Genomic DNA, 20,944 nt, shown 5'->3' on the forward strand with positions numbered 1-20,944 from the left:
GTGTTGATCGAAGGTGGTTATCAGTGGGATCCCCGTACAGCCCCCCGTACACTCCGCACCGCGGCAAGCAGCCCAGCCTTTCGCAGCTCAGAGCCTTCGCGGCGGTCGCCGAGCATCTGCACTTCCGCGACGCGGCGGCGGCCATCGGCATGAGCCAGCCCGCGCTCTCGGGCGCGGTTTCGGCTCTCGAAGAGGCACTCGGTGTCCAGCTCCTCGAGCGTACGACGCGGAAGGTGCTGCTCTCGCCCGCGGGGGAGCGGCTCGCGGTGCGCGCGCGGGCCGTCCTCGACGCGGTCGCCGAGCTGATGGAGGAGGCGGAGGCGGCCCAGGCGCCGTTCACCGGGGTGCTGCGGCTCGGCGTGATCCCGACCGTCGCCCCGTATCTGCTGCCCACCGTGCTGCGCCTGGTCCACCGGCGCTACCCGGAGCTCGACCTCCAGGTCCACGAGGAGCAGACCTCCTCCCTCCTGGAGGGGCTCGCCGCCGGGCGGCTCGACCTGCTCCTGCTCGCCGTGCCGCTCGGGGTGCCCGGCGTCACCGAACTGCCCCTCTTCGACGAGGACTTCGTGCTCGTCACCCCGCAGGGGCATCCGCTGGCCGGACGGGACGACATCCCGCGCGAGGCCCTCAAGGAGCTCAGGCTGCTGCTCCTGGACGAGGGTCACTGCCTGCGCGACCAGGCCCTCGACATCTGCCGCGAGGCCGGCCGCACCGGCGGCGCCGAGGTCACCACCACCGCCGCCGGGCTCTCCACCCTGGTCCAGCTGGTGGCCGGCGGACTCGGCGTGACCCTGCTGCCGCGCACCGCCGTGACGGTCGAGACAGCCCGTAACACCGCCCTGTGGACGGGGCTCTTCGCCGAACCGGCGCCCGCGCGGCGGATCGCCCTCGCGATGCGGACCGGGGCGGCCCGGCACGCCGAGTTCGCGGAGCTGGCGGAGGCGCTGCGGGGCGCGATGAAGGGGCTTCCGGTACGGGTGGTGGGCGCCGGTTCCTGACGCGGGTACGCGTGACGGGCGCCGTTCCCGGAACCCCCCGGTACCAGGAACCGCGCCCGTCTCGTACATGAGCCCGACGGGTTACTCCGTGCGCAGCCCGTCCGCGCGCATCAGCCGCCACAGGACCGGCATGCTCAGCAGCGTCACGGCCGCGATCAGCGCGACCCCGATCCCGACGACCGGCAGGAAGGCCCACCAGTCCTGGACCCGCTGACCGCCCATCCTCAGCAGGACGACCCCGAGGCCGAGCCCGCCCGCCACGGCGAGGACGAGACCGAGGGCGATCGGCACCGTGGTCTGCCACAGCACCGACCAGCTCAGCGTGGAGCGCCGGGTGCCGAAGGCGATCAGTGAGGAGAGCAGTCGCTTGCGGTCCCTGAGCTGCTCCAGGGTCGTCACCAGGAGCGAGGCCGCCACCAGCAGCATCGTCAGGGTCGAGCCGACCAGGATGCCGGTGCGGACGCTGGAGAACGCGGCGTCCCGCTGGGTGTCCTTCAGGTCGCGGACCCAGGACGTCGGATCGATGGCCGCCGCCGTGTTCCGTACGTGGTCGGCGGCGTCGGGCACGGCCGGGTCGAGCCGGACCATGGCCTGCGCGTCGGGCGTGTCGAGCCGGGCGGCGTCGATCGCCGACGGGGTGGCGAGGACGCCGTACTGGTACATGCCCGTCGGGTCGGGGCGGGAGTCCACGACCCGGGCGGTGGTGGGAATGCGCCACTGCGGCAGCGGGGTGCCCTTGGGGAGCTGCGGCGCGCTCGGGTGGGGATGCGGGTCGCGCAGGGCGACCGTGGCGCCGGGTCGTGCCGCCCTGGTGACGAAGGAGTCGTCGGGGTTGCCCTGTGCGCCGTGCGCGAGGAAGACGAACACGTCGCCGTCCGTGCAGGAGGGCAGCGTGGCGAACTCCTTGAGGGAGGCGCAGTCGCCGACCCTGATCGAGGCCGTTGGGGAGAACTCCTCGCCTCCCTTCAGGGGCCCGGGCCGCCACACCTGCGATTCGACGATGCCGATCACGCCGGTGACGCCCTCGGTCCGCTCGAAGCGGGTGATCATCCCGCGGGCTTCGTCGGCGCTCCTGGCATGGGCGCCGATCGCGATCTGGGCGCGGGAGGTGTCCTCGCCCGTGAGCTCCGTGAAGTCGTTCTCCATGGCCTGGAAGAGCATCTGGAGCGCGATCGCCCCGGTGGCCGCGACGACGATGCCGCTGACCGCGCGGGCCGCCGTTCCACTGCTCATCTGAAGCCTGCGGACGGCGAGTTGCCAGGCCACCGGACCGGCGTGCAGCCGCTTCACCCCGGCCTCGACGAGCCACGGCAGGAGGGTGGTGAGCCCGATCAGGGCGAGGGTGGTGCCGGTCGCGACGCCCAGGGTGTCGAGGCTGGTGTCGGTCGCCCGGACTTCGCCCATGAGCGGGACGAGCAGGGCGGCGCCGGCCACGAGGAACAGCAGCCGCCACCACAGCCGGCGGCGGCGCGGCACGGCGGTCCGGACGACTCCGAGCGGTTCGATCGCCACCCCGCGCAGGGCGAAGAGGGTGACCACGACCGAGGCGACGGGGACGGCGGCGAGGGCGAGGGCGGCGAGCGCGGGCATCGGCACGACGTCGGACGGATAGGCGTTGACGTCCCAGATGGTGAAGGCTCCGGCGAACTGCCGTGCCACGGCGAAGAGTCCGAGGCCCACCAGGAGGCCGAGCAGTGCGCCCGCGAGGGACTCGCCGGCCGCGATCCGCCGGGTCATGGCGGTGTCGGCGCCGACGAGCCGGAGCGCGGCGAGCCGTCGGTCGCGCTGTTCGCCGCCGAAGCGGACGGCGGTCGCGATGAAGACGAGCACGGGCAGGAGCAGGACGACGCAGGCGACGACGACGAGGAGGATGAGGAACGCGTTCATCGGTTCCTCGGGCACGGACCAGCCGTAGCGCGTCCCGCGCCCGTCGAGGTTGTCGGTGGTGAGGAAGCCGACGTGGGCGACGTACCGCAGCTCGGCCGGGCCGATGAGTCCGGCCTGCCCGATCGTCCCGGCCACCTTGTAGGGGAGCCGTTCCTTGAGCAGGGCGCCCTCGGGGGAGTCGAGCAGCTCGCGGAGCGCGGGGGAGACCAGCATCTCGCCGAGCGCGGGGAACGCGTCCGCGCCCGGGGGGACCGGGGGCGCGTCGCCTTCGGGGCGCAGCAGCGTGCCGCTGATGACGTCGTCGCGGTAGACGGTGGTCCGGCCGAGGTGGAGGAAGGAGTCGGGCCGGGGGCCGGTGGCCTCTTCGCTGCCGTCGACGGCGCGGACGGACTCCCGTACCTCCCGCTGGAAGAGCATGTTGGGCAGGGAGGCGGCGAGCAGCAGCAGCGCCACCCCGAAGCCGACGCCGGTCGCGGTCAGGAGTGTGCGGAGCCGTCCGGCGCGGCCGCCGGCGACCGCGAACCGGGCGCCGAGTGCCAGGTCGCGGGCCCAGGTGGCGAGGCTCATACGGCCCACTCCGTGTCCCGTACGGAGCCGTCGCGCACGACGATCTCCCGGTCGGAGTAGGCGGCGACGCGGGCCTCGTGGGTGACGAGGACGACGGCGGCGCCGGTGTCCCGGGAGGCGTCGGTGAGCAGGCGCATGACCCGCTCTCCGTTGAGGGAGTCGAGTGCGCCGGTCGGCTCGTCGGCGAAGATCACCCGCGGGACGGTGACGAGGGCGCGGGCGACGGCGACGCGCTGCCCCTGGCCGCCGGATATCTCGCCGGGGCGCTGGTCCGCGACGGTGTCGACCTCCAGACGGGCGAGCCACTCGGCGGCCCTGGCCTCGGCGGACTTCCGGCGCTCGCCGGCCAGCCGGAGCGGCAGGGCCACGTTCTCGACGCAGGTCAGCTCGGGGACGAGCTGGCCGAACTGGAAGACGAAGCCGAAGTCGGTGCGGCGCAGGGAGCTGCGCGCGCTGTCGGAGAGCGCGGTGAGTTCGCGTCCGTCGTAGGTGATCGTGCCCGCGTCGGGGCGCACGATTCCGGCCAGGCAGTGGAGCAGTGTGGACTTGCCGGAGCCGGACGGGCCCATGACGGCGACGACCTCGCCGGCCCGGAGGGAGAAGTCGGCGCCGGCGAGCGCCGGGGTGGGGCCGTAGGCCTTGTCGAGGCCGGTGGCCCGGAGGAGCGGGGCGGGGTTCATCGGCGGACCTCCTCGGCGAGCCGGTCGAGACGGGCGGCGGTCAGTTCGAGCCAGCGCAGGTCCGCTTCCAGGTGGAAGAGGGCGTGGTCGCAGATGAGCTGGTCGGCGAGGTCGCCGTCCTTCTTGCGCCGGGTGAGCTCCCGCATCAGCCGCAGGTGTTCGGAGCGCTGGACGTCGAGGAGCTCGGCGGCCCCGCGGCCGGTGAGCAGGGCCAGGACGACCTTGGTGTAGAGCGTGGACTGGAGGTACGGCTCCGGCTTCTCGGGGGTGGCGAGCCAGGCGGCGACATCGGTGATGCCGGCCTCGGTGATCGCGTACCGCTTCCGCTCGGGCCCGCCGCCCGCCTCGACGCCGTCGACGACGACGAGGCCGTTCTTCAGGAGCCGGGACATGGTCGAGTAGACCTGCCCGTAGTGCAGGGGCCGGTCGTGGCCGAATCGCTCGTCGAAGGCGCGCTTGAGGTCGTAGCCGTGGCGCGGTCCGGACTCCAGGAGCCCCAGAAGGGTGTGACCGATGGACATGCGCGTCACTGTACACGGGGTGTATACGCACGATGCATAGTGGCCGGAAGTCGCGCATGGAGCCCCTCGCCGCCCGATTCCGGGCACCCGCACCGCGCAACCATCGGGTCCGTTCGAGCGTCGGTTCCTCTGGGCATGGGTGCTGATTCTCACGTCCGGAAAAGGCGTGATCGGATCCCCTTTGTCTGCATCGTCGGTGTTAGCTTGCTGAGCTGATCCGGCGTGGACGGAGACGACACCGAGGCGCCGAGACACACGACGAGTGGAGCGACAGGACCCATGGGCCGACCGGACAAGAGCAAGGCGAAGAAACGCGGCATACGCCGCTTCTTCTCCTGGAAGAAGCTCCTGGGCACCTTCTTCGTGTTCTGCCTGCTCGCCATGGGTGCCCTGTACGTCGTCTACCTCATGGTCCCGGTGCCGACGGCCAACGCCGAGGCGACCATGCAGAGCAACATCTACAAGTACGCCAACGGCAAGATCCTCGCCCGCACCGGCGAGATCAACCGCGAGATCGTCGGCCTGGAGAAGATCCCCCAGCCGGTCCAGAAGGCCTTCGTCGCCGCCGAGAACAAGAGCTTCTACAAGGACAACGGCGTCGACATCAAGGGCACCACGCGCGCCGCCTGGTCGACCCTCACCGGCCAGGGCAAGCAGGGTGGTTCGACCATCACCCAGCAGTACGTCAAGAACTTCTACCTGAGCCAGGACCAGACGGCGACCCGCAAGCTCAAGGAAATGGTCATCGCCATCAAGGTCGACCAGGAGACGAGCAAGGGCGACATCCTCGCCGGGTACATGAACACGAGCTACTACGGCCGCAGCGCCTACGGCATACAGGCCGCCGCCCGCTCGTACTACGGCGTCGACGCCACCCAGCTCACCACCGCCCAGGGCGCCTACCTCGCCTCGCTGCTCCAGGCGCCCAACCAGTACGACTGGACCTCCGCGAGCACCACCGGCCGCAAGCTCGTCGAGGAGCGCTGGAACTACGTCCTCGACAACATGGTCGACGAGGACTGGCTCTCCCCGACCGAGCGCGCCGGCATGAAGTTCCCCGTGCCGCAGAAGCCCAAGCCCGCCCCCGGCATGGAGGGCCAGACCGGATACATCGTCGAGGCCGCCAACCAGGAGCTGATGCGCCAGGGCGTCAGCGAGGAGGACATCAAGGCCGGCGGCTGGACGATCACCCTCAACATCGACGAGAAGAAGCAGAAGGACCTCGTCAAGGCCGTCGACCGGCAGCTGGAGGCCAAGCTCGACCGCAAGGGCGACAAGAAGGACGCCACGGTCCAGGCCGGCGCCACCTCCGTCGACCCGAAGACCGGCGCGGTCGTCGCGATGTACGGCGGCGTCGGCGCCACCGAGCACTGGATGTCCAACGCGACCCGCCGCGACTACCAGCCCGCCTCCACCTTCAAGCCGATCGTCCTCGCCGCCGCCCTCGAGAACGGCTCGGAGACCCAGGACGGGCGGGAGATCGGCCTCGGCACGATCTACGACGGCACCAGCCAGCGTGAGGTCGTCGGCACCGACATCGACTTCGCGCCGGAGAACGAGGACGACCGCAGCTACGGCCCCGTCACCGTCCAGAAGGCCACCAACAGCTCCATCAACTCGGTCTTCGCCCAGATGATCGTCGACGCCGGTCCGGGCAAGACCAAGAAGACCGCCCTCGACCTCGGCATGAAGGACGGCCCGGACTTCGGCGAGACCCCCGCCATGTCCCTCGGCACCATGGGCGCCTCGACCATGGACATGGCCGGCGTGTACGCCACGCTCGACAACCACGGCAAGAAGGTCACCCCGACCCTGGTGAAGGCCGCCTCGCACAAGGACCGCAAGGTCGACGCCGTGGACGCGATCGGCAGCCAGGTCATCAGCCGCGAGGCCGCCGACACCGTCACCAAGGCCATGCAGGGCGTCGTGCAGAGCGGTTCCGGCTTCCGCGCCGCCGGTGACTACGACGCCGCCGGCAAGACCGGCACCTCCGAGAACAACCGTTCCGCCTGGTTCGTGGGCTACACCCCCGAACTCGTCACCGCCGTCGGCCTCTTCGGCGAGGACGCCAAGGGCAACCAGGTCACCCTGACCGACACCATCAACCCGGGCCGCGCCAACGGTGGCCGCACCCCCGCCCAGATCTGGGGCGACTACACCACCGGCGCCCTCGACGGCGGCTCCGACGCCCGCTTCGACCTGGAGACCGACAGCTCGACCCCGTACGAGCCGGACCCGGACCCCACTCGGACCACCGAGACCCCGGAGGAGCCGACCGAGGAGCCGACCACGCGGTCCCCGGACCCGACGCAGCCGCCGACCCCGACCGGCACCACGCCGCCGGAGCCGACACAGGACCCCGTCACCACGCCGCCCGAGCCGACCGGGGACCCGACGCCCCCGACGACTCCGCCGGACACCGGCGATCCGACGACCGAACCGCCGGTGACCGACGAACCCGGCCCGGGCCCCGAGCCGACCGCCAACGGCGACGCCGTCACCGGCCGCCCGGTGCGGTGACCGGGAAGCAGTGACGGCGATGGCCGGACCCCGCACGGGGGTCCGGCCATCGCCGCGTACAGCGGGTCCGTCGAGTCCTCAGCTACGCGTCGCCAGCTCGAACCAGACCACCTTGCCGCCCGAGAGCCGGGTCGCCCCCCACCGTCTGGCCAGCCGGTTCACCAGGAACAGACCGCGCCCGCCCTCGTCCGTGTCCCGCGCCCGCCGCTGCCGGGGCAGCTGTGGAGAGTCGTCGCCGACCTCGCAGCGCAGCACGTCCGTCCGCAGCAGCCGCAGCGTCACCGGCCGCTCCGCGTACCGCACGGCGTTCGTCACGACCTCGCTGATCAGCAGCTCGACCGAGTCCGTCAGCTCCTCCAGGTCCCAGCGGGCCAGCGCCCGCCGGGCGAGCCGCCTGGCCCGCCCCGGGGCCGCGTCCTCCGGCTCCAGGAACCAGTACGCCACGTCGCTCGGCGCGATGCCCTCGAAACGGGCCGCGAGCAGCGCGATGTCGTCGTCCCGGTCGCCCGGACCCAGCATGTCGAGGACGTCGTCGCAGAGCGCCTCCAGCGGCGGCGAGTGGTCCGGACCGGTGAGCTGCGCGGTCGCCGCGAGACGCTCCCGCAGCTGCTCGATCCCGGTCCACACGTCCCGCAGCCGGGACTCGACCAGCCCGTCCGTGTACAGCAGCAGCGTGGCACCGGCCGGGGCGTCCAGCTCGACCGCCTCGAAGTCGACCCCGCCGACCCCGATCGGGGCGCCGGGCGGCACCCGCAGCACCTCGGCACGGCCGCCGAGGTGGAGCAGTATCGGCGGCGGATGACCCGCGTTGGCCACGGTGATCCGGTGCGAGACCGGGTCGTACACCGCGTACATGCAGGTGGCCATCCGGTTCTCGCCGAGCCGCTGCGCCTGCTCGTCCAGGTGGTGCAGGACCTCCTGAGGAGGCAGGTCGAGACCGGCCAGGGTCTGCGCGGTGGTGCGCAGCTGGCCCATGATCGCCGCGGACGTCATGGAGTGGCCCATGACGTCGCCGACGACCAGGGCGACCCTGCTGCCGGGCAGCGGGATCGCGTCGTACCAGTCGCCGCCGACCCGGGCCGTCTCGGCCGCCGGAAGGTAGCGGGAGGCGAGCCGGACGCCGGTCGGCTGCGGGAGGGAGTCCGGCAGCATCGTCCGCTGGAGCTCGTCCGCGATGTACGCCTCGCGGCCGTACAGGACGGCCTTGTCGATGCCGAGCGCGGTGTGGGTGGCCAGCTGCGCCGCGACGAGCAGGTCGTTCGGCTCGAAACCGGCCCGCTCGGAGCGGCGCAGGAAGACGGCCGCGCCGATGACCCGGCGCCGGCCGCGCAGCGGGGCGAGTATCGCCCGGAGTCCGCCGGGCAGCGGATGCTCGGGGCCGAGGAGTTCGCCCAGCGCTGTCTTGGCGGCGGCGGAGTCGCCGAAGACCGGCCGCACCCCGCGCAGCACCTCGGCGAGCGCCCCGCCGGACCGCACCTCGCACAGCTCGGCCGCCGGCGTCGGATCGGGATCGGGTACGAGGACGAGCTCCTCGCCCTCCAGCTCGCTTAACCGGAGCCGGTCGGTGCGGCGCAGGCGCAGCACGAACGGCGCCACCGGGCGCTCGTCGCCCACCGGCAGCGGATCGCGCAGATAGACGAGGATCTCGTCGGAGAAGGTGGGCACGGTGGCCCGGCAGAGGCCGAGCACGATCTCGTCGAGGTCGAGCCCGCGCGCGATCCGGCGGGTCGCCGCCCCGACGAACCGCAGCCGCTCGCCCTCGCGCCGCGCGGCGCCGTCGGCGCCGCGCGCTCCGCCGGGGTGCTGCGGGGCCACGGCGACGGCCACGGCGCCGGGAGCGCCGCCCTGGCCACCTGGGCCGCCGTTGCCACCCGGGCTACCTGTGCCGCCCGGGGCGCCGGCCCCAGGGGCCGCGGCCGGGGCGCCGGTCGTCGGGGGCGTGTCCGTGCCGGGCGCCGCCTGGGCCGCCGGGCCGCCCGCCTGGGCGGGCACGTCGGAGGGCAGGCCGGCGGCCGCCGCCTCCTGGCGAGGGCGCGCGCGTTCCTGCGGCCGGGCAGCCAGGGGCTGCCGGCCTTCGTGGGAGGTGGGATGCTCCGTCACGCGTGGGGTTCCGTCCGTCCGGGCCGGTGGTGCGATGCACTCGCTCTTCTCGCCGATGCCGCGCCTTCGGCAGGGATAAACCCCTCGTATGCAGCGGATGTGGACGTTCCGCGAGAGGCGGCAACGGCAGGGGTCGGAACACCCGGGCGCACGTCCGGCACTGCTCTCCCCCTCGTGGATGACTTGTGGTCAGGTCCTGTGCTGTGCTGAGTCGTTGACGTGGTGGTCGATCGGTCTGACGTGTCGTTCGGCCCGCTTCTGCCGTGCGGAGGACGATCCTACGTTTGGACCCCGGGGGCGCATCAAGGGTCTCACGGTGCCGTGTACGCCGGAGTTCGGTCCCAGTCCACCGGAAGCTTCGGCACCGGCCAGGCCGGATCGGGCCGCCAGTCCTCCCAGCCGTCCGCGAACGGCGTGCCCCAGGACCCGATCAGATCCACCGCCCGCCGGCCGGCGGCCCGCACCCGCGCGGCCTGCTCCGGGTCCATCAGACCGGACCGCTGGGCCTGGGCGAACTCGTCCTCGTCCCGCCACAGCCAGCTGCGGTCGGGATAGACGGAGATGTCGAGGAAGTGGTCCTCGGAGTCGACGCCGCCGGACCAACGGGCCCGCGGCTCCTCCAGGTTCACGTACCAGCTGCGGAAGCGCCAGCCGCGCTCCCAGAACAGCCACACCGACCAGGGGTCCCCGGGCCGGGCCAGCTTGAGGACCCCGCTGCCGAACCAGTGCGAGCGTTCCGTGGTGCGCGGGGCGGTGTACCGGGTGGCGAGCGGCTCCTCGTGCACGGGTGTGCCGTCGGTGAGCACCGGCCGTACGCATTCGGTGCCGGGCGCCATCCAGACCGCGAGCATCTCGGGCGTGTCCTGGACGACGGTCACCGGCCGGCAGATGTGCACGGCTCCGGTGCCGTTGCCGCGGTAGCGCCAGAGGATCTGCTCCCCCGGCGCCCAGTGCTGAGGGCCGCCCGATCCTGTCATGCGCAGATCTTAGGTGTGCGCTCCCATCGCCGCTGCGGTACAGGTCACGGATGAGTCAGCATTCGCCCGAGGACGGGGCGGCCGTCGGCTGCGGACGAGGCGGCCTCGTCTACGGGTGGGTCATCCGCAGGACGTCGAGGGCCTCGTCCAGCTGCTCGACCGTGAGGTCGCCCCGCTCGACGTACCCGGACGCGAGCACCACCTCGCGGATCGTCCTCCGCTCGGCGAGGGACTTCTTCGCCACCTTGGCGGCCTCCTCGTAGCCGATGTACTTGTTCAGCGGGGTGACGACGGACGGCGAGGACTCGGCGTACTCGCGGGCGCGCTCGACGTTGGCGGTGATCCCGTCGACCGTGCGGTCCGCGAGGAGCCGGGAGGCGTTGGCGAGCAGCCGTACCGACTCCAGGAGGTTCTTGGCCATCACCGGCAGCATCACGTTGAGCTCGAAGTTCCCGGCGGCGCCCGCCACCGCCACCGTGGTGTCGTTTCCGGTCACCTGCGCGGCGACCATCAGGACCGCCTCCGGCACCACCGGGTTCACCTTGCCCGGCATGATCGACGAGCCGGGCTGGAGGTCGGGGAGGTTGATCTCCGCCAGGCCCGTGCGCGGCCCGCTGGCCATCCAGCGCAGATCGTTGGAGATCTTGGTGAGGGAGACGGCGACGGTCCTGAGCTGCCCGGACGTCTCCACCAGGGCGTCGCGGGCGCCCTGCGCCTCGAAGTGGTCGCGGGCCTCGGTCAGCGGCAGGCCGGTGGTCCGCGCGACCTCCGCGATGACGGCCGCCGAGAAGCCGGCCGGGGTGTTGATGCCGGTGCCCACCGCCGTACCGCCCAGGGGGAGTTCGGCGAGCCGGGGGAGCACGGCACGCAGCCGCTCGACGCCGTACCGGACCTGGGCCGCGTAGCCGCCGAACTCCTGGCCCAGGGTGACCGGGGTGGCGTCCATCAGATGCGTACGGCCGGACTTCACGACCGTCGCGAATTCGGCCGATTTTCGCTCCAGGGCGGCGGCCAGATGGTCGAGGGCGGGGATCAGGTCGTGGAGGACGGCGCCGGTGGCCGCGATGTGGATGGAGGACGGGAAGACGTCGTTGGAGGACTGCGAGGCGTTCACGTGGTCGTTGGGGTGGACGTCCCGGCCCTCGGGGAGCCGCTCGGTGGCGAGGGTGGCGAGCACCTCGTTGGTGTTCATGTTGGACGAGGTGCCGGAGCCGGTCTGGAAGACGTCCACGGGGAAGTGGTCGTCCCAGCGCCCCTCGGCGACCTCCTCCGCCGCCGAGACGATCGCCCCGGCCCGGTCCTCGTCGATCACCCCGAGCTCGGCGTTGACCTTGGCGGCGGCGGCCTTGATCCGGGCCAGGGCCTCGATGTGGGCGCGCTCCAGGCGCTGGCCCGAGACCGGGAAGTTCTCCACCGCCCGCTGGGTCTGCGCACGCCACTTGGCGTGCGCGGGGACCCGCACCTCACCCATGGAGTCGTGCTCGATCCGGTAACCCTCGGCTTCGTTCATTTCCTCGACCTTCCGCACGGTGCTCGTCCGGGGCGACCCCGAACCCCCCGAAAAAGATGAGCACTTGTCTTGTTCGATGTATTCCCAACCCGCGTACCGACCAGTAAAAACCGTGGGTAACCCCACTTCCAGGAGGCGCAATGAGGCGCACCAGGTACAGACTCCGCTGGCCCATCGCGGCCGTCGCCGCGGCCGCCGCCGCGCTCGGCACGATGACCGCGGCGGCCCCCGCCGGCGCGGCCGGCACCGGCACCGCCACCGGCCCGGCGGCGGTGACCGCTTCCGTACCGCTCCCGCCCGAGCTGGAGGCGATCCGCGCCGCCGAGGCGACCAGGATCTACGGCGACCCGGCCGAACGCCCCCTCGCCCAGCGCAGGACCGGCCTGATCTCCCTCGGCGACAGCGAGATCTCCGGCGAGGGCGTCGGGAGTTACGAACCCCCCACCAACGGCCCGACCAACTGGTGCCACCGTTCGCCCGACGCGGCGATCCACCGCACCGGCATCCCCGCGGACCTCACCTTCAACGTCGCCTGCTCCGGCGCGTACACCGGAAACATCCGGATCGGCGGCTCGAAGCAGTACGCCGACGAGCTCGTCCAGAGCGACAACCTCGCCGTCAAGGCCCGCAACACCCGGATCAAGATGATCCTGCTCGTCGCCGGAGCCAACGACGACCTGCAGTTCGGGCCCGTCATGACCGACTGCGTCCAGCGCTACCTGCTCCTCCAGGGCGCCTGCGAGCCCAAGTACGCCCCCGGCTGGCAGGCCCGCGTCGACGGACTCGTCCCCAAGGTCGAGCAGACCGTGCGCGACCTCAAGACCGTCATGCGCGACGCCGGATACGCCGACGGCGACTACAAGCTCGTCGTGATGGGCTACCCCAGCCCCATCGGCCCCGACTTCCACGACAACCCCGACTTCCCCGGGAAGCTGATCTGCGGCGGACTCGGCTACGACTCCGACACCATCTGGGGCCGCAACACCGCCGTCCCCGCCTTCGAACGCGGCATGCGGAAGGCCGCCGCCGAGACCGGAGCCGTCTACCTCGACAACTCGCGGCTCTTCCACGGCCACGAGGTCTGCATGGAGGACACCTGGGCCCGAGGCCTCTACATCGACCTCTCCAAGCCCGGCACCCCGGACGAGAACTCGGTCCGCCAGTCCTTCCACCCCAACGCGCGAGGACACGCCGCCTTCGCCTCCTGCCTCACGCAGATCTACGACTCGGGTCTCCGCGAGGCCAGTTGCGCCGACGTCGACTCCAAGGGCACACCGACCCTCTTCCCGCTCGCCTGGGACGACGCGTACAAGCCGCTGAAGAACCAGGCGACCGGCAACTGTCTGGACGTCGAGGCGGCCTCCTCGGCCAACGAGACCGGCGTACTCGGCTGGGACTGCCACGGCGGCCGCAACCAGGGCTGGTGGTACGACTCCGCCCGCCGGACCGTCCACACCCAGCTCACCCAGGACCGCTGCCTGGACGTGCCCGCCGCCGCCTACCAGGCCGGCCGGGCGCTCATCATCTGGAACTGCCACGGCGGCGCCAACCAGAAGTTCGTCCGCGACGGCGCCACGATCCGCCCCGCCGGCGCGACCGGACTCTGCCTCGCCCAGGGCGCGGCGAGGGAGCCGGTCCGGCTCCAGAACTGCGACGGCTCCGCGAACCAGAAGTTCGCGTAGCCGCACCCCACCAGGAACGCCGTGGCCCCCGTCCGGTGCGGGACGGGGGCCACGGCCCTGCTCGGGCGGCGCGCGGTGATCGGGATCAGCCGAGCTTCAGCGTCGTCCTGGCCAGTTCGTACGCCGGGAGCATCGCCCGGTGCTCCTCGGTGTCGAGTCCGCCGAGGTGGAGGATGACCGCCCCCTCCGGGGTGGCCACGGCGAGCGCCCGCTCCTCCTTGGTCTCGTCCATGACCTCGTTGTGCACGGTGTAGGTCACCTCGGTGGCGGGCAGCGCGCCCGCCTTCGTCTCCCGGTAGGAGACGGCCGAGGTCCCCTTCTCCGCCTTCACGAAGCCTTCGAGGGCGGCCCGGGCGGGGCCCTTCCCGGCCGTCCACACCCGCAGATAGCCGACGTGCCCGGCCGGCTTGGCGTCCACCTCGCAGCGGACCGTGGCCGGCCCCTGACGCGTGAGCACCGCGAACTCGGGGTTCTCGGGGTCCTCGATCGCGACCGGCTTCCACTCCTTCGCCAGGGTGAAGGAGACGGGCAGCCGGCAGGCCGTCCCGGGACCGCCGAGGGCCGCGCCCGCGGCGGCCGGAGCGGCCTCGGCCCCCGGCGCCGCGGCCTCCGTGCCCGCGGCCTCCGGTGCCCCGCTGGGCCGGGCGTGCGGGGTGACCTCGGGCAGCGGCTCGACCTCGCCACAGCCGGTCAGCACCCCTCCCACCAGGAGAGCGGCGGCCGGGACCATGATCCGTATCGGGTGTTTCATGCGCGTCAGCGTAGCGCCGGGCCGGGCGCCCACCGGACGGGCGGATCCGCGGTGGGGCGAGCGGGCGGACGGGCGGATCCGGGGCGGGCATCGGACAATGTGAAGCGAGCCGAGGGGGAGAGCCACCACCCGCAAGGAGGCAGGACATGTCCCGAAGCTTCAGGAGGATCGGTGCGCTCGGCGCCTGTACGGTCGCGGTCGTCACCTTCGGCGCCGCCGCCCCGGCGTCCGCCGCCACGACGGCGGCCGTGGACCTCGAATTCACCCTGTACGCCAAGGAGATACCCGGCGAACAGAGCGACGAGAGCGCTCCGGCACCCGTGGTCGGGGAGTCCTTCGCCTTCGCCGACGACCTTTTCAGGACCAAGGGCGGCGACAAGGTCGGCCGGGACGGCGTCAGTTGCACCGTGGTGCGCGCCGGGAACCCGAGCGACCTCCAGTGCGTGGGCACCTTCGCGCTGACCGGCGGCCCCGGTGGGCAGCTCGCCGGCCAGACGCTCCTCTCGGTCGACCCGTCCGACGACCAGCCCGCCGCGTTCGACATCGCGGTCACCGGCGGGACCGGCGACTTCAAGGACGTGCGGGGCTACATCCGGTCGACCCCGGACGGGGACTACTCGCGGATGGAGTTCCACCTCACCCGCTAGGCGGGCTCCGGTGGACGGGCCGTGGACGGGCTCCGTCAGGAGAGCTTGCCGCCGTAGTCGGGCAGCTTGAAGGCGCGTTCGGCGTGGCCGCCGACGATGTCGGTGGTGTTGTTGCCGATGTTCGCGATGATCGTGTAGCCCTTGGCCTCGATCTCCGCGCGCTTCTCCGTCTTGTACGCGCTGACCTCGGCGAACAGGTCGGGCAGCGAGCGCACGTAGAGGCCGTCGACCGGGTACCCGGCCTGCTTCAGGTTCCAGTCCGTCAGGGAGTGGATGATCCCCGGGCGCGCGGTGACGAAGAAGACCGCCACACCCTGCCCGTGGGCGTCGCGGACCAGGTCGCGGACGTCCGCGATGGCCGGGGTCGGCAGCTCCCAGAAGGGGTGGAAGTCCGTCTCCAGGGAGGAGTTGTCGATGTCGAGGACGATCGCCTGCTTCTCGCGGCCGGCGTCCTTCGCGCGCTCCTCGATGTACGGGCGGGCCTCGGCGACGACGGCGGCGACGTCCTTGCGCCAGGTCGCGTAGTCCACGTCCGCGAAGGCGGCGGCCGACGTCACGTGGGTGTCCGGGTCGGCCGCGTACGCGGCGGGCGCGGGGCCGACGACCAGGAGGCCGGTCAGGGCCAGCGCGGCCGTGGTGCCGGCGGCGACGCGCCTGCGGACCGGTGTGGTGGACGGGGCGTGCATGGAGGGCGTGGGGGATGCGGAACTCATGGGGGGCTCCCGAGTGGTCTACCGGCTCATTGGTTGACATGCTCGCGGCCAATACTGACCGGTAGGTAACGGGAGGTCTACCGGTCGGTAGCGAGAATCTGAGCGGAGATCGCCGACGCCCCCCGGTCCGAAGGGAAGGACCGGGGGGCGTCGGGCGTCAGACGTCGGGAGTCAGACGCCGGGCGCCGGGCGTCAAGCGTCGGGCGTCGGCGGCGAACCGTGAAGGTCAGACGAGACCGGGACCGCGCACCGGGATGTGCGTGAAGGTCGGCTCGGGCGCCGGGTTCTGGAAGAAGTCGTTGCCCTTGTCGTCCACGACGACGAAGGCCGGGAAGTCCTCGACCTCGATCTTCCAGACCGCCTCCATGCCGAGCTCCTCGTACTCGACGACCTCGACCTTCTTGATGCAGTCCTGCGCGAGACGCGCGGCCGGGCCGCCGATCGAGCCGAGGTAGAAGCCGCCGTGGCTGCCGCACGCGTTCGTCACCTGCTGCGAGCGGTTGCCCTTGGCCAGCATGACCTTCGAGCCGCCCGCGGCCTGGAACTGCTCCACGTACGAGTCCATGCGGCCGGCCGTCGTCGGGCCGAAGGAACCGGAGGCGTACCCCTCGGGGGTCTTCGCGGGGCCCGCGTAGTAGACCGGGTGGTCCTTCAGGTACTGCGGCATCTCCTCGCCGGCGTCCAGGCGCTCCTTGATCTTGGCGTGCGCGATGTCGCGCGCCACGACCAGCGGGCCGTTGAGGGAGAGCCGGGTCTTGACCGGGTACTTGGTCAGTTCGGCGAGGATGTCGTCCATCGGCTGGTTCAGGTCGATGGTGACGACGTCGCTCTCCTCGGAGAGGTGCTCGTCGGTCGTCTCCGGGAGGAAGCGCGCCGGGTCGGTCTCCAGCTGCTCCAGGAAGACGCCCTCGGCGGTGATCTTCGCGACGGCCTGGCGGTCGGCCGAGCAGGAGACGGCGATCGCGACGGGCAGCGAGGCGCCGTGGCGGGGGAGGCGGACGACGCGGACGTCGTGGCAGAAGTACTTGCCGCCGAACTGCGCGCCGATGCCGATCTTCTGCGTCAGCTCGAAGACCTTCTCCTCCAGCTCCTTGTCGCGGAAGCCGTGGCCGGTCTCGGCCGAGCCCTCGGAGGGCAGCTCGTCCAGGTAGTGCGCGGAGGCGTACTTCGCGGTCTTGAGCGCGAACTCGGCGCTCGTGCCGCCGACGACGATCGCCAGGTGGTACGGCGGGCAGGCGGCCGTGCCGAGCGAACGGATCTTCTCCTCCAGGAACTTCATCATGCTCGCCTCGTTGAGGACGGCCTTCGTCTCCTGGTAGAGGAAGGACTTGTTGGCGGAGCCGCCGCCCTTGGCCATGAAGAGGAACTTGTACGCGCCGCCGTCGGTCGCGTACAGCTCGATCTGCGCGGGCAGGTTCGAGCCGGTGTTCTTCTCCTCCCACATGGTGACGGGGGCCATCTGCGAGTACCGCAGGTTGAGCTTGGTGTACGCGTCGTAGATGCCCTTGGACAGGGCCTCCTCGTCGCGGCCCGGCGTGAGCACGTTCTGGCCGCGCTTGCCCATGACGATCGCGGTGCCGGTGTCCTGGCACATCGGCAGGACGCCGGCGGCGGCGATGTTCGCGTTCTTGAGGAGGTCGAGCGCGACGAACTTGTCGTTGGAGGAGGCCTCCGGGTCGTCGATGATCCGCCGCAACTGGGCCAGGTGTGCCGGGCGCAGGAAGTGCTGGATGTCGTGGATCGCCTCGGCGGCCAGCGTGCGCAGCGCCTCCGGCTCGACCTTGAGGAACGTACGGCCGTCGGCCTCGAAGGTGGAGACACCTTCGGAGGTCACCAGGCGGTAGGGCGTGGTGTCCTCTCCCAGGGGGAGCAGATCGGAGTACGCAAACTCTGGCATGGGGGCCATTCCTCACTCGGCAAGACGGCGCACCGCCTCAGTTGGCAGTGCGCCCTCAAGCGTAGAACGCGGCCGCGGTCCCGGTCCTGTGAGGTAAGGCTCACTTGGGACCGGGACCGCGCCGATGTGGCCGGTTTCCCTTTCCCGGCCGCGCACCCGCCCGCCCCCTGGTCGCGATCTATCGCGTTTCGCTAGGCTGACTCCGTGGACCTCGAAAAGAAGCCCGAACCCGAGAAGCAGCCGCCGCGGTCGGCCGCCCCCGCCGAGCCCGCCAGGGCGGAGCCCGTCCGGGCCGAGACCGCCCCCGCCGAGACCGCCCCGGCCGAGCCTGCCCGGGTCGAGCCCGCCCCGGCCGAGCCTGTCCGGGCCGAGCCTGTCCGGGGCGAGCCTGTCCGGGCTGCCGAGCCCGCCCGGGTCGAGACCGCTTTCGCCGACCCGCAGGGCTCGTTGCGGGCCTCCGACGCCGACCGGGACCGGATCGCGGACATCCTCCGGGACGCCCTGGCCGAGGGGCGCATCGATCCGGAGGAGCACTCGGACCGGATCGACGCGGTCTACCGCGCCAAGACCGTCGGCGAGCTGGAGCCGATCGTCAGCGACCTGCCGGGCGCCCGGAACCACCGCGAGCCCGAGCCGGCGTACGCCTACGGGTCCGACGACCCCCACGGCGAGGCGGACAGCCTCGTCGCGATCTTCTCCAGCACCACCCGCAAGGGCCGCTGGCGGGTGGGCCGCCGGACGAACGCCTTCGCGCTCTTCGGCAACATCGAGATCGATCTGACCGAGGCGATCTTCGCGCAGCGCCTGACCACCATCAACGCCACCTCGATCTTCGGGAACGTCGAGGTGCGGGTCCCGGAGAACATCAGCCTGCGCGGCAACGGCAGCGGGGTCTTCGGCAACTTCGAGGTCGTGACCCTGGAAGGCGTCGATCCACAGGCGCCGGTCGTCGTCGTCAACGGCTACTCGGTCTTCGGCAACGTCGAGGCGAGGCCCAAGCGCGGCAAGTGGATTACCGACCTCCAGGGCAAGCTGCGCAAACACCTCGGTCACTGACCCCGGCCCGGCCTCGGTCGCAGGCCCCGGACGCCGGACGGACCGGCGCGGTGGTCTCCACGGCCGCGCGGTGACCGGATGTCGTCTTCGGGTATCCGCAGTGCGGAACGGGGCGGCACGCAGTGCATAGGCGCGCGCACAGCGGGTAGGGCTGCTCCATCGCCGCTCTCGCGAAGCCGTCGTCAGGAGTAGACCGTGCTGCAACTGCCGCATCAGCCCCTCCAGATCGCCGCCGTCCCCCCACAGCGCACCCCCGCACGGGAGGACGAGGGCGGCCCCTGGCACGCGGAGGCGGTGTGCCGCCGGGACGAGGCCGGGCTGTTCTTCGCCCCCTCCAAGGAGCCGACCGCCGCGCGGCTCGCCCGGGAGGAGGCGGCCAAGCGGGTCTGCGCGCGCTGTCCCGTGATGGTCGAGTGCCGCGAGCACGCGCTGCTCCAGCCCGAGCCGTACGGGGTGTGGGGCGGGCTCACCGCGGCGGAGCGCCGCGTGGTCCTGGCCCGGCGCCGGCGGCGCGAGGTGGAGCTGAAGAAGGCGTCCGCGACCGATCGGATCGCCCAGGCGGGCTGACGGGGGAGCGGACGGCCGCCGCGGCCCGTACGGGAAGGGGCGCCCCCACCGCACATGGGGGCGCCCCTCTTCGTACCGTTCAGCCGGCCGTTCGACCGTCAGGCCGTTCTACGTTCAGGTCGTTCGACCGTCAGGCCGTTCCACCGCTCGCCTCACTTGGCGCGATCGAAGTCGATCTTGCTGTAGGCGCGCAGCTTCGAGAGCCGGTGCGTCGAGTCGATCTGGCGGATCGTGCCGGACTTCGAGCGCATGACCAGCGACTGCGTGGTCGCCGTCTCGGCGCGGTAGCGCACCCCGCGCAGCAGCTCGCCGTCGGTGATGCCGGTCGCGACGAAGAAGACGTTGTCGCCGCTGACCAGGTCGTTCGTGGAGAGCACCCGGTCCAGGTCGTGGCCGGCGTCGAGCGCCTTCTGCCGCTCGGCCTCGTCCTTCGGCCACAGCTTGCCCTGGATCACGCCGCCGAGGCACTTGATGGCACAGGCGGAGATGATGCCCTCGGGCGTGCCGCCGATGCCCATCAGCATGTCGACGCCCGTGCCGTCGCGGACGGCCATGATCGAACCGGCGACGTCACCGTCCGAGATGAACTTGATCCGGGCCCCGGTCTCGCGGATCTCCTTGACGATGCCCTCGTGGCGGGGGCGGTCCAGGATCATGACCGTGATGTCCTCGGGCGAGGAGTTCTTCGCCTTGGCGACCCGGCGGATGTTGACCGAGACGGGGGCGTTGATGTCGACGAAGTCTGCGGCCTCGGGGCCGGTGACCAGCTTGTCCATGTAGAAGACCGCGGACGGGTCGAACATGGTGCCGCGGTCGGCGGCGGCCAGGACGGCGATCGCGTTCGGCATGCCCTTGGCGTTGAGCGTGGTGCCGTCGATCGGGTCGACGGCGATGTCGACCTCGGCGCCGGTGCCGTCGCCGACCCGCTCGCCGTTGAAGAGCATCGGGGCTTCGTCCTTCTCGCCCTCGCCGATGACGACGACGCCGTTCATCGAGACGGTGGAGATCAGGGTCCGCATGGCGTTGACCGCCGCGCCGTCCGCGCCGATCTTGTCGCCGCGGCCGACCCAGCGGCCGGCGGCCATGGCGGCGGCCTCGGTGACGCGGACCAGCTCAAGGGCGAGGTTCCGGTCGGGGGCCTCGGGGGAGACGACGAGCTCGGGCGGCAGGTGATGGCTCTCGGTCATCGAAGCGCACCTTTCTGTACGGCGACGGCCGGGAACGGCGACGGCCGGAAGAACGAGGGTGCTCCGACTCTATCGGTACGTCGACAAAATGAGCAGAGGGGCCCACGTTTGAGCGCGGCACCGTGATGCGACGATGTGGGGCGTGGCAGGTATGCGAGGTAGGCAGACGGTGCGGGGGATGTTCCAGTCCCTCGGGGTGATCATGGTCGCGGCGGGAGTGATGTATCTCTTCATCCCGCACGACGAGAACGCGGCTCCGGTCAAGGCGAAGGACTACCGGGTCGAGCTCCTGACGGCCCAGCGGGCGGCGCCGTATCCGGTGCTGGCGCCCGAGGGCCTCGGCGAGGACTGGAAGGCGACGGTCGTCTCGTACAAGCGCGAGAAGGGCGACGCCTGGCAGCTCGGCTTCCTCTCCCCGGACACGCAGTACGTGGCGATCCACCAGTCGACGACGGCGCCGGGCAAGTACGTGCCCGAGGTGACCCAGGAGGCGAAGGACACCGGGAAGACGCAGACGGTGGCCGGCCAGGTCTGGCACCGCTGGGAGGGCCCGAAGTACGACGCGCTCGTCCGGACGGAGGGCGGCGCGACGACGGTCGTGACCGGCACGGCCTCCTTCGAGCGGCTGGCCGAGATGGCGGGCTCGCTCAGGTCGCAGAAGGCCTGAGACGTACGACGCCTGAG

General features: G+C 71.8%; 17 protein-coding genes. 7 read left to right on the top strand and 10 right to left on the bottom strand.

Annotation, left to right across the window (positions count from 1 at the left end; translation table 11 throughout):
* The first annotated feature begins 23 nt into the window (after positions 1-23).
* Positions 24-998: a hydrogen peroxide-inducible genes activator gene (locus OG361_RS25685; RefSeq protein ID WP_405857166.1), complete on the top strand. Its 975-nt coding sequence runs from the start codon at positions 24-26 to the stop codon at positions 996-998.
* Positions 999-1,079: 81 nt separating this feature from the next.
* Here OG361_RS25685 and OG361_RS25690 read toward each other — a convergent pair whose 3' ends face one another.
* The 3 genes from OG361_RS25690 to OG361_RS25700 are packed head-to-tail and all read right to left on the bottom strand — an operon-like array spanning position 1,080 to position 4,653.
* Positions 1,080-3,452 (bottom strand): FtsX-like permease family protein, encoded by a 2,373-nt coding sequence (locus OG361_RS25690; RefSeq protein ID WP_405857168.1) that lies wholly within the window; start codon positions 3,450-3,452, stop codon positions 1,080-1,082.
* Positions 3,449-4,132, bottom strand: a complete 684-nt coding sequence (locus OG361_RS25695; RefSeq protein ID WP_405857170.1) for an ABC transporter ATP-binding protein — start codon at positions 4,130-4,132, stop codon at positions 3,449-3,451. Before OG361_RS25695 ends, OG361_RS25690 begins: the two co-directional genes overlap by 4 nt.
* On the bottom strand, positions 4,129-4,653 hold the full coding sequence (locus OG361_RS25700; protein WP_405857172.1) for a PadR family transcriptional regulator: 525 nt from the start codon (positions 4,651-4,653) through the stop codon (positions 4,129-4,131). The genes OG361_RS25695 and OG361_RS25700 overlap by 4 nt, the downstream gene beginning before the upstream one ends.
* Before the next feature lie 279 nt (positions 4,654-4,932).
* On the opposite strand from OG361_RS25700, the gene OG361_RS25705 reads away from it, so the two are divergent.
* Positions 4,933-7,173, top strand: a complete 2,241-nt coding sequence (locus OG361_RS25705; protein ID WP_405857174.1) for a transglycosylase domain-containing protein — start codon at positions 4,933-4,935, stop codon at positions 7,171-7,173.
* 78 nt (positions 7,174-7,251) lie between these two features.
* On the opposite strand, the gene OG361_RS25710 is transcribed toward OG361_RS25705, so the two are convergent.
* From OG361_RS25710 to OG361_RS25720, 3 genes are all read right to left on the bottom strand, one after another.
* Entirely contained in the window at positions 7,252-9,273 is a 2,022-nt protein-coding gene (locus OG361_RS25710) for a SpoIIE family protein phosphatase (protein WP_405857176.1), read from the bottom strand.
* A 311-nt stretch (positions 9,274-9,584) separates the two neighbouring features.
* On the bottom strand, positions 9,585-10,250 hold the full coding sequence (locus OG361_RS25715; RefSeq protein ID WP_384562850.1) for a DUF402 domain-containing protein: 666 nt from the start codon (positions 10,248-10,250) through the stop codon (positions 9,585-9,587).
* A 109-nt stretch (positions 10,251-10,359) separates the two neighbouring features.
* Positions 10,360-11,760 (bottom strand): class II fumarate hydratase, encoded by a 1,401-nt coding sequence (locus OG361_RS25720; RefSeq protein WP_405857178.1) that lies wholly within the window; start codon positions 11,758-11,760, stop codon positions 10,360-10,362.
* 140 nt (positions 11,761-11,900) lie between these two features.
* Here OG361_RS25720 and OG361_RS25725 point away from each other — a divergent pair, with 140 nt between their 5' ends.
* Positions 11,901-13,442, top strand: coding sequence for a ricin-type beta-trefoil lectin domain protein (locus tag OG361_RS25725; protein ID WP_405857180.1), 1,542 nt, complete (start codon positions 11,901-11,903; stop codon positions 13,440-13,442).
* Between the two features lie 85 nt (positions 13,443-13,527).
* Here the strand turns inward: OG361_RS25725 and OG361_RS25730 are convergent, their stop codons facing one another.
* Entirely contained in the window at positions 13,528-14,193 is a 666-nt protein-coding gene (locus OG361_RS25730) for a lipoprotein (protein ID WP_405857182.1), read from the bottom strand.
* A gap of 146 nt (positions 14,194-14,339) precedes the next feature.
* Here OG361_RS25730 and OG361_RS25735 point away from each other — a divergent pair, with 146 nt between their 5' ends.
* A complete protein-coding gene (locus OG361_RS25735) occupies positions 14,340-14,840 on the top strand; it encodes a hypothetical protein (protein ID WP_405857184.1) in 501 nt (166 codons plus the stop codon).
* A gap of 35 nt (positions 14,841-14,875) precedes the next feature.
* Here the strand turns inward: OG361_RS25735 and OG361_RS25740 are convergent, their stop codons facing one another.
* Positions 14,876-15,526, bottom strand: a complete 651-nt coding sequence (locus OG361_RS25740) for an HAD family acid phosphatase (RefSeq protein WP_405862435.1) — start codon at positions 15,524-15,526, stop codon at positions 14,876-14,878.
* Between the two features lie 253 nt (positions 15,527-15,779).
* Positions 15,780-17,450 (bottom strand): fumarate hydratase, encoded by a 1,671-nt coding sequence (locus OG361_RS25745; RefSeq protein WP_405857186.1) that lies wholly within the window; start codon positions 17,448-17,450, stop codon positions 15,780-15,782.
* A 204-nt stretch (positions 17,451-17,654) separates the two neighbouring features.
* Here OG361_RS25745 and OG361_RS25750 point away from each other — a divergent pair, with 204 nt between their 5' ends.
* The gene (locus OG361_RS25750; RefSeq protein ID WP_405857188.1) at positions 17,655-18,506 is read left to right on the top strand and encodes a DUF1707 domain-containing protein; all 852 of its coding nucleotides are present in this window, start codon (positions 17,655-17,657) and stop codon (positions 18,504-18,506) included.
* Between the two features lie 195 nt (positions 18,507-18,701).
* Positions 18,702-19,073: a WhiB family transcriptional regulator gene (locus tag OG361_RS25755; RefSeq protein WP_405857190.1), complete on the top strand. Its 372-nt coding sequence runs from the start codon at positions 18,702-18,704 to the stop codon at positions 19,071-19,073.
* Positions 19,074-19,225: 152 nt separating this feature from the next.
* On the opposite strand, the gene glpX is transcribed toward OG361_RS25755, so the two are convergent.
* Positions 19,226-20,260 (bottom strand): class II fructose-bisphosphatase, encoded by a 1,035-nt coding sequence (gene glpX / locus OG361_RS25760; RefSeq protein WP_384562826.1) that lies wholly within the window; start codon positions 20,258-20,260, stop codon positions 19,226-19,228.
* 133 nt (positions 20,261-20,393) lie between these two features.
* On the opposite strand from glpX, the gene OG361_RS25765 reads away from it, so the two are divergent.
* Entirely contained in the window at positions 20,394-20,927 is a 534-nt protein-coding gene (locus OG361_RS25765; protein WP_405857193.1) for a DUF4245 domain-containing protein, read from the top strand.
* Positions 20,928-20,944 lie beyond the last annotated feature (17 nt).

Source organism: Streptomyces sp. NBC_00090 (genome assembly GCF_045160815.1).
Taxonomy (GTDB): domain Bacteria; phylum Actinomycetota; class Actinomycetes; order Streptomycetales; family Streptomycetaceae; genus Streptomyces.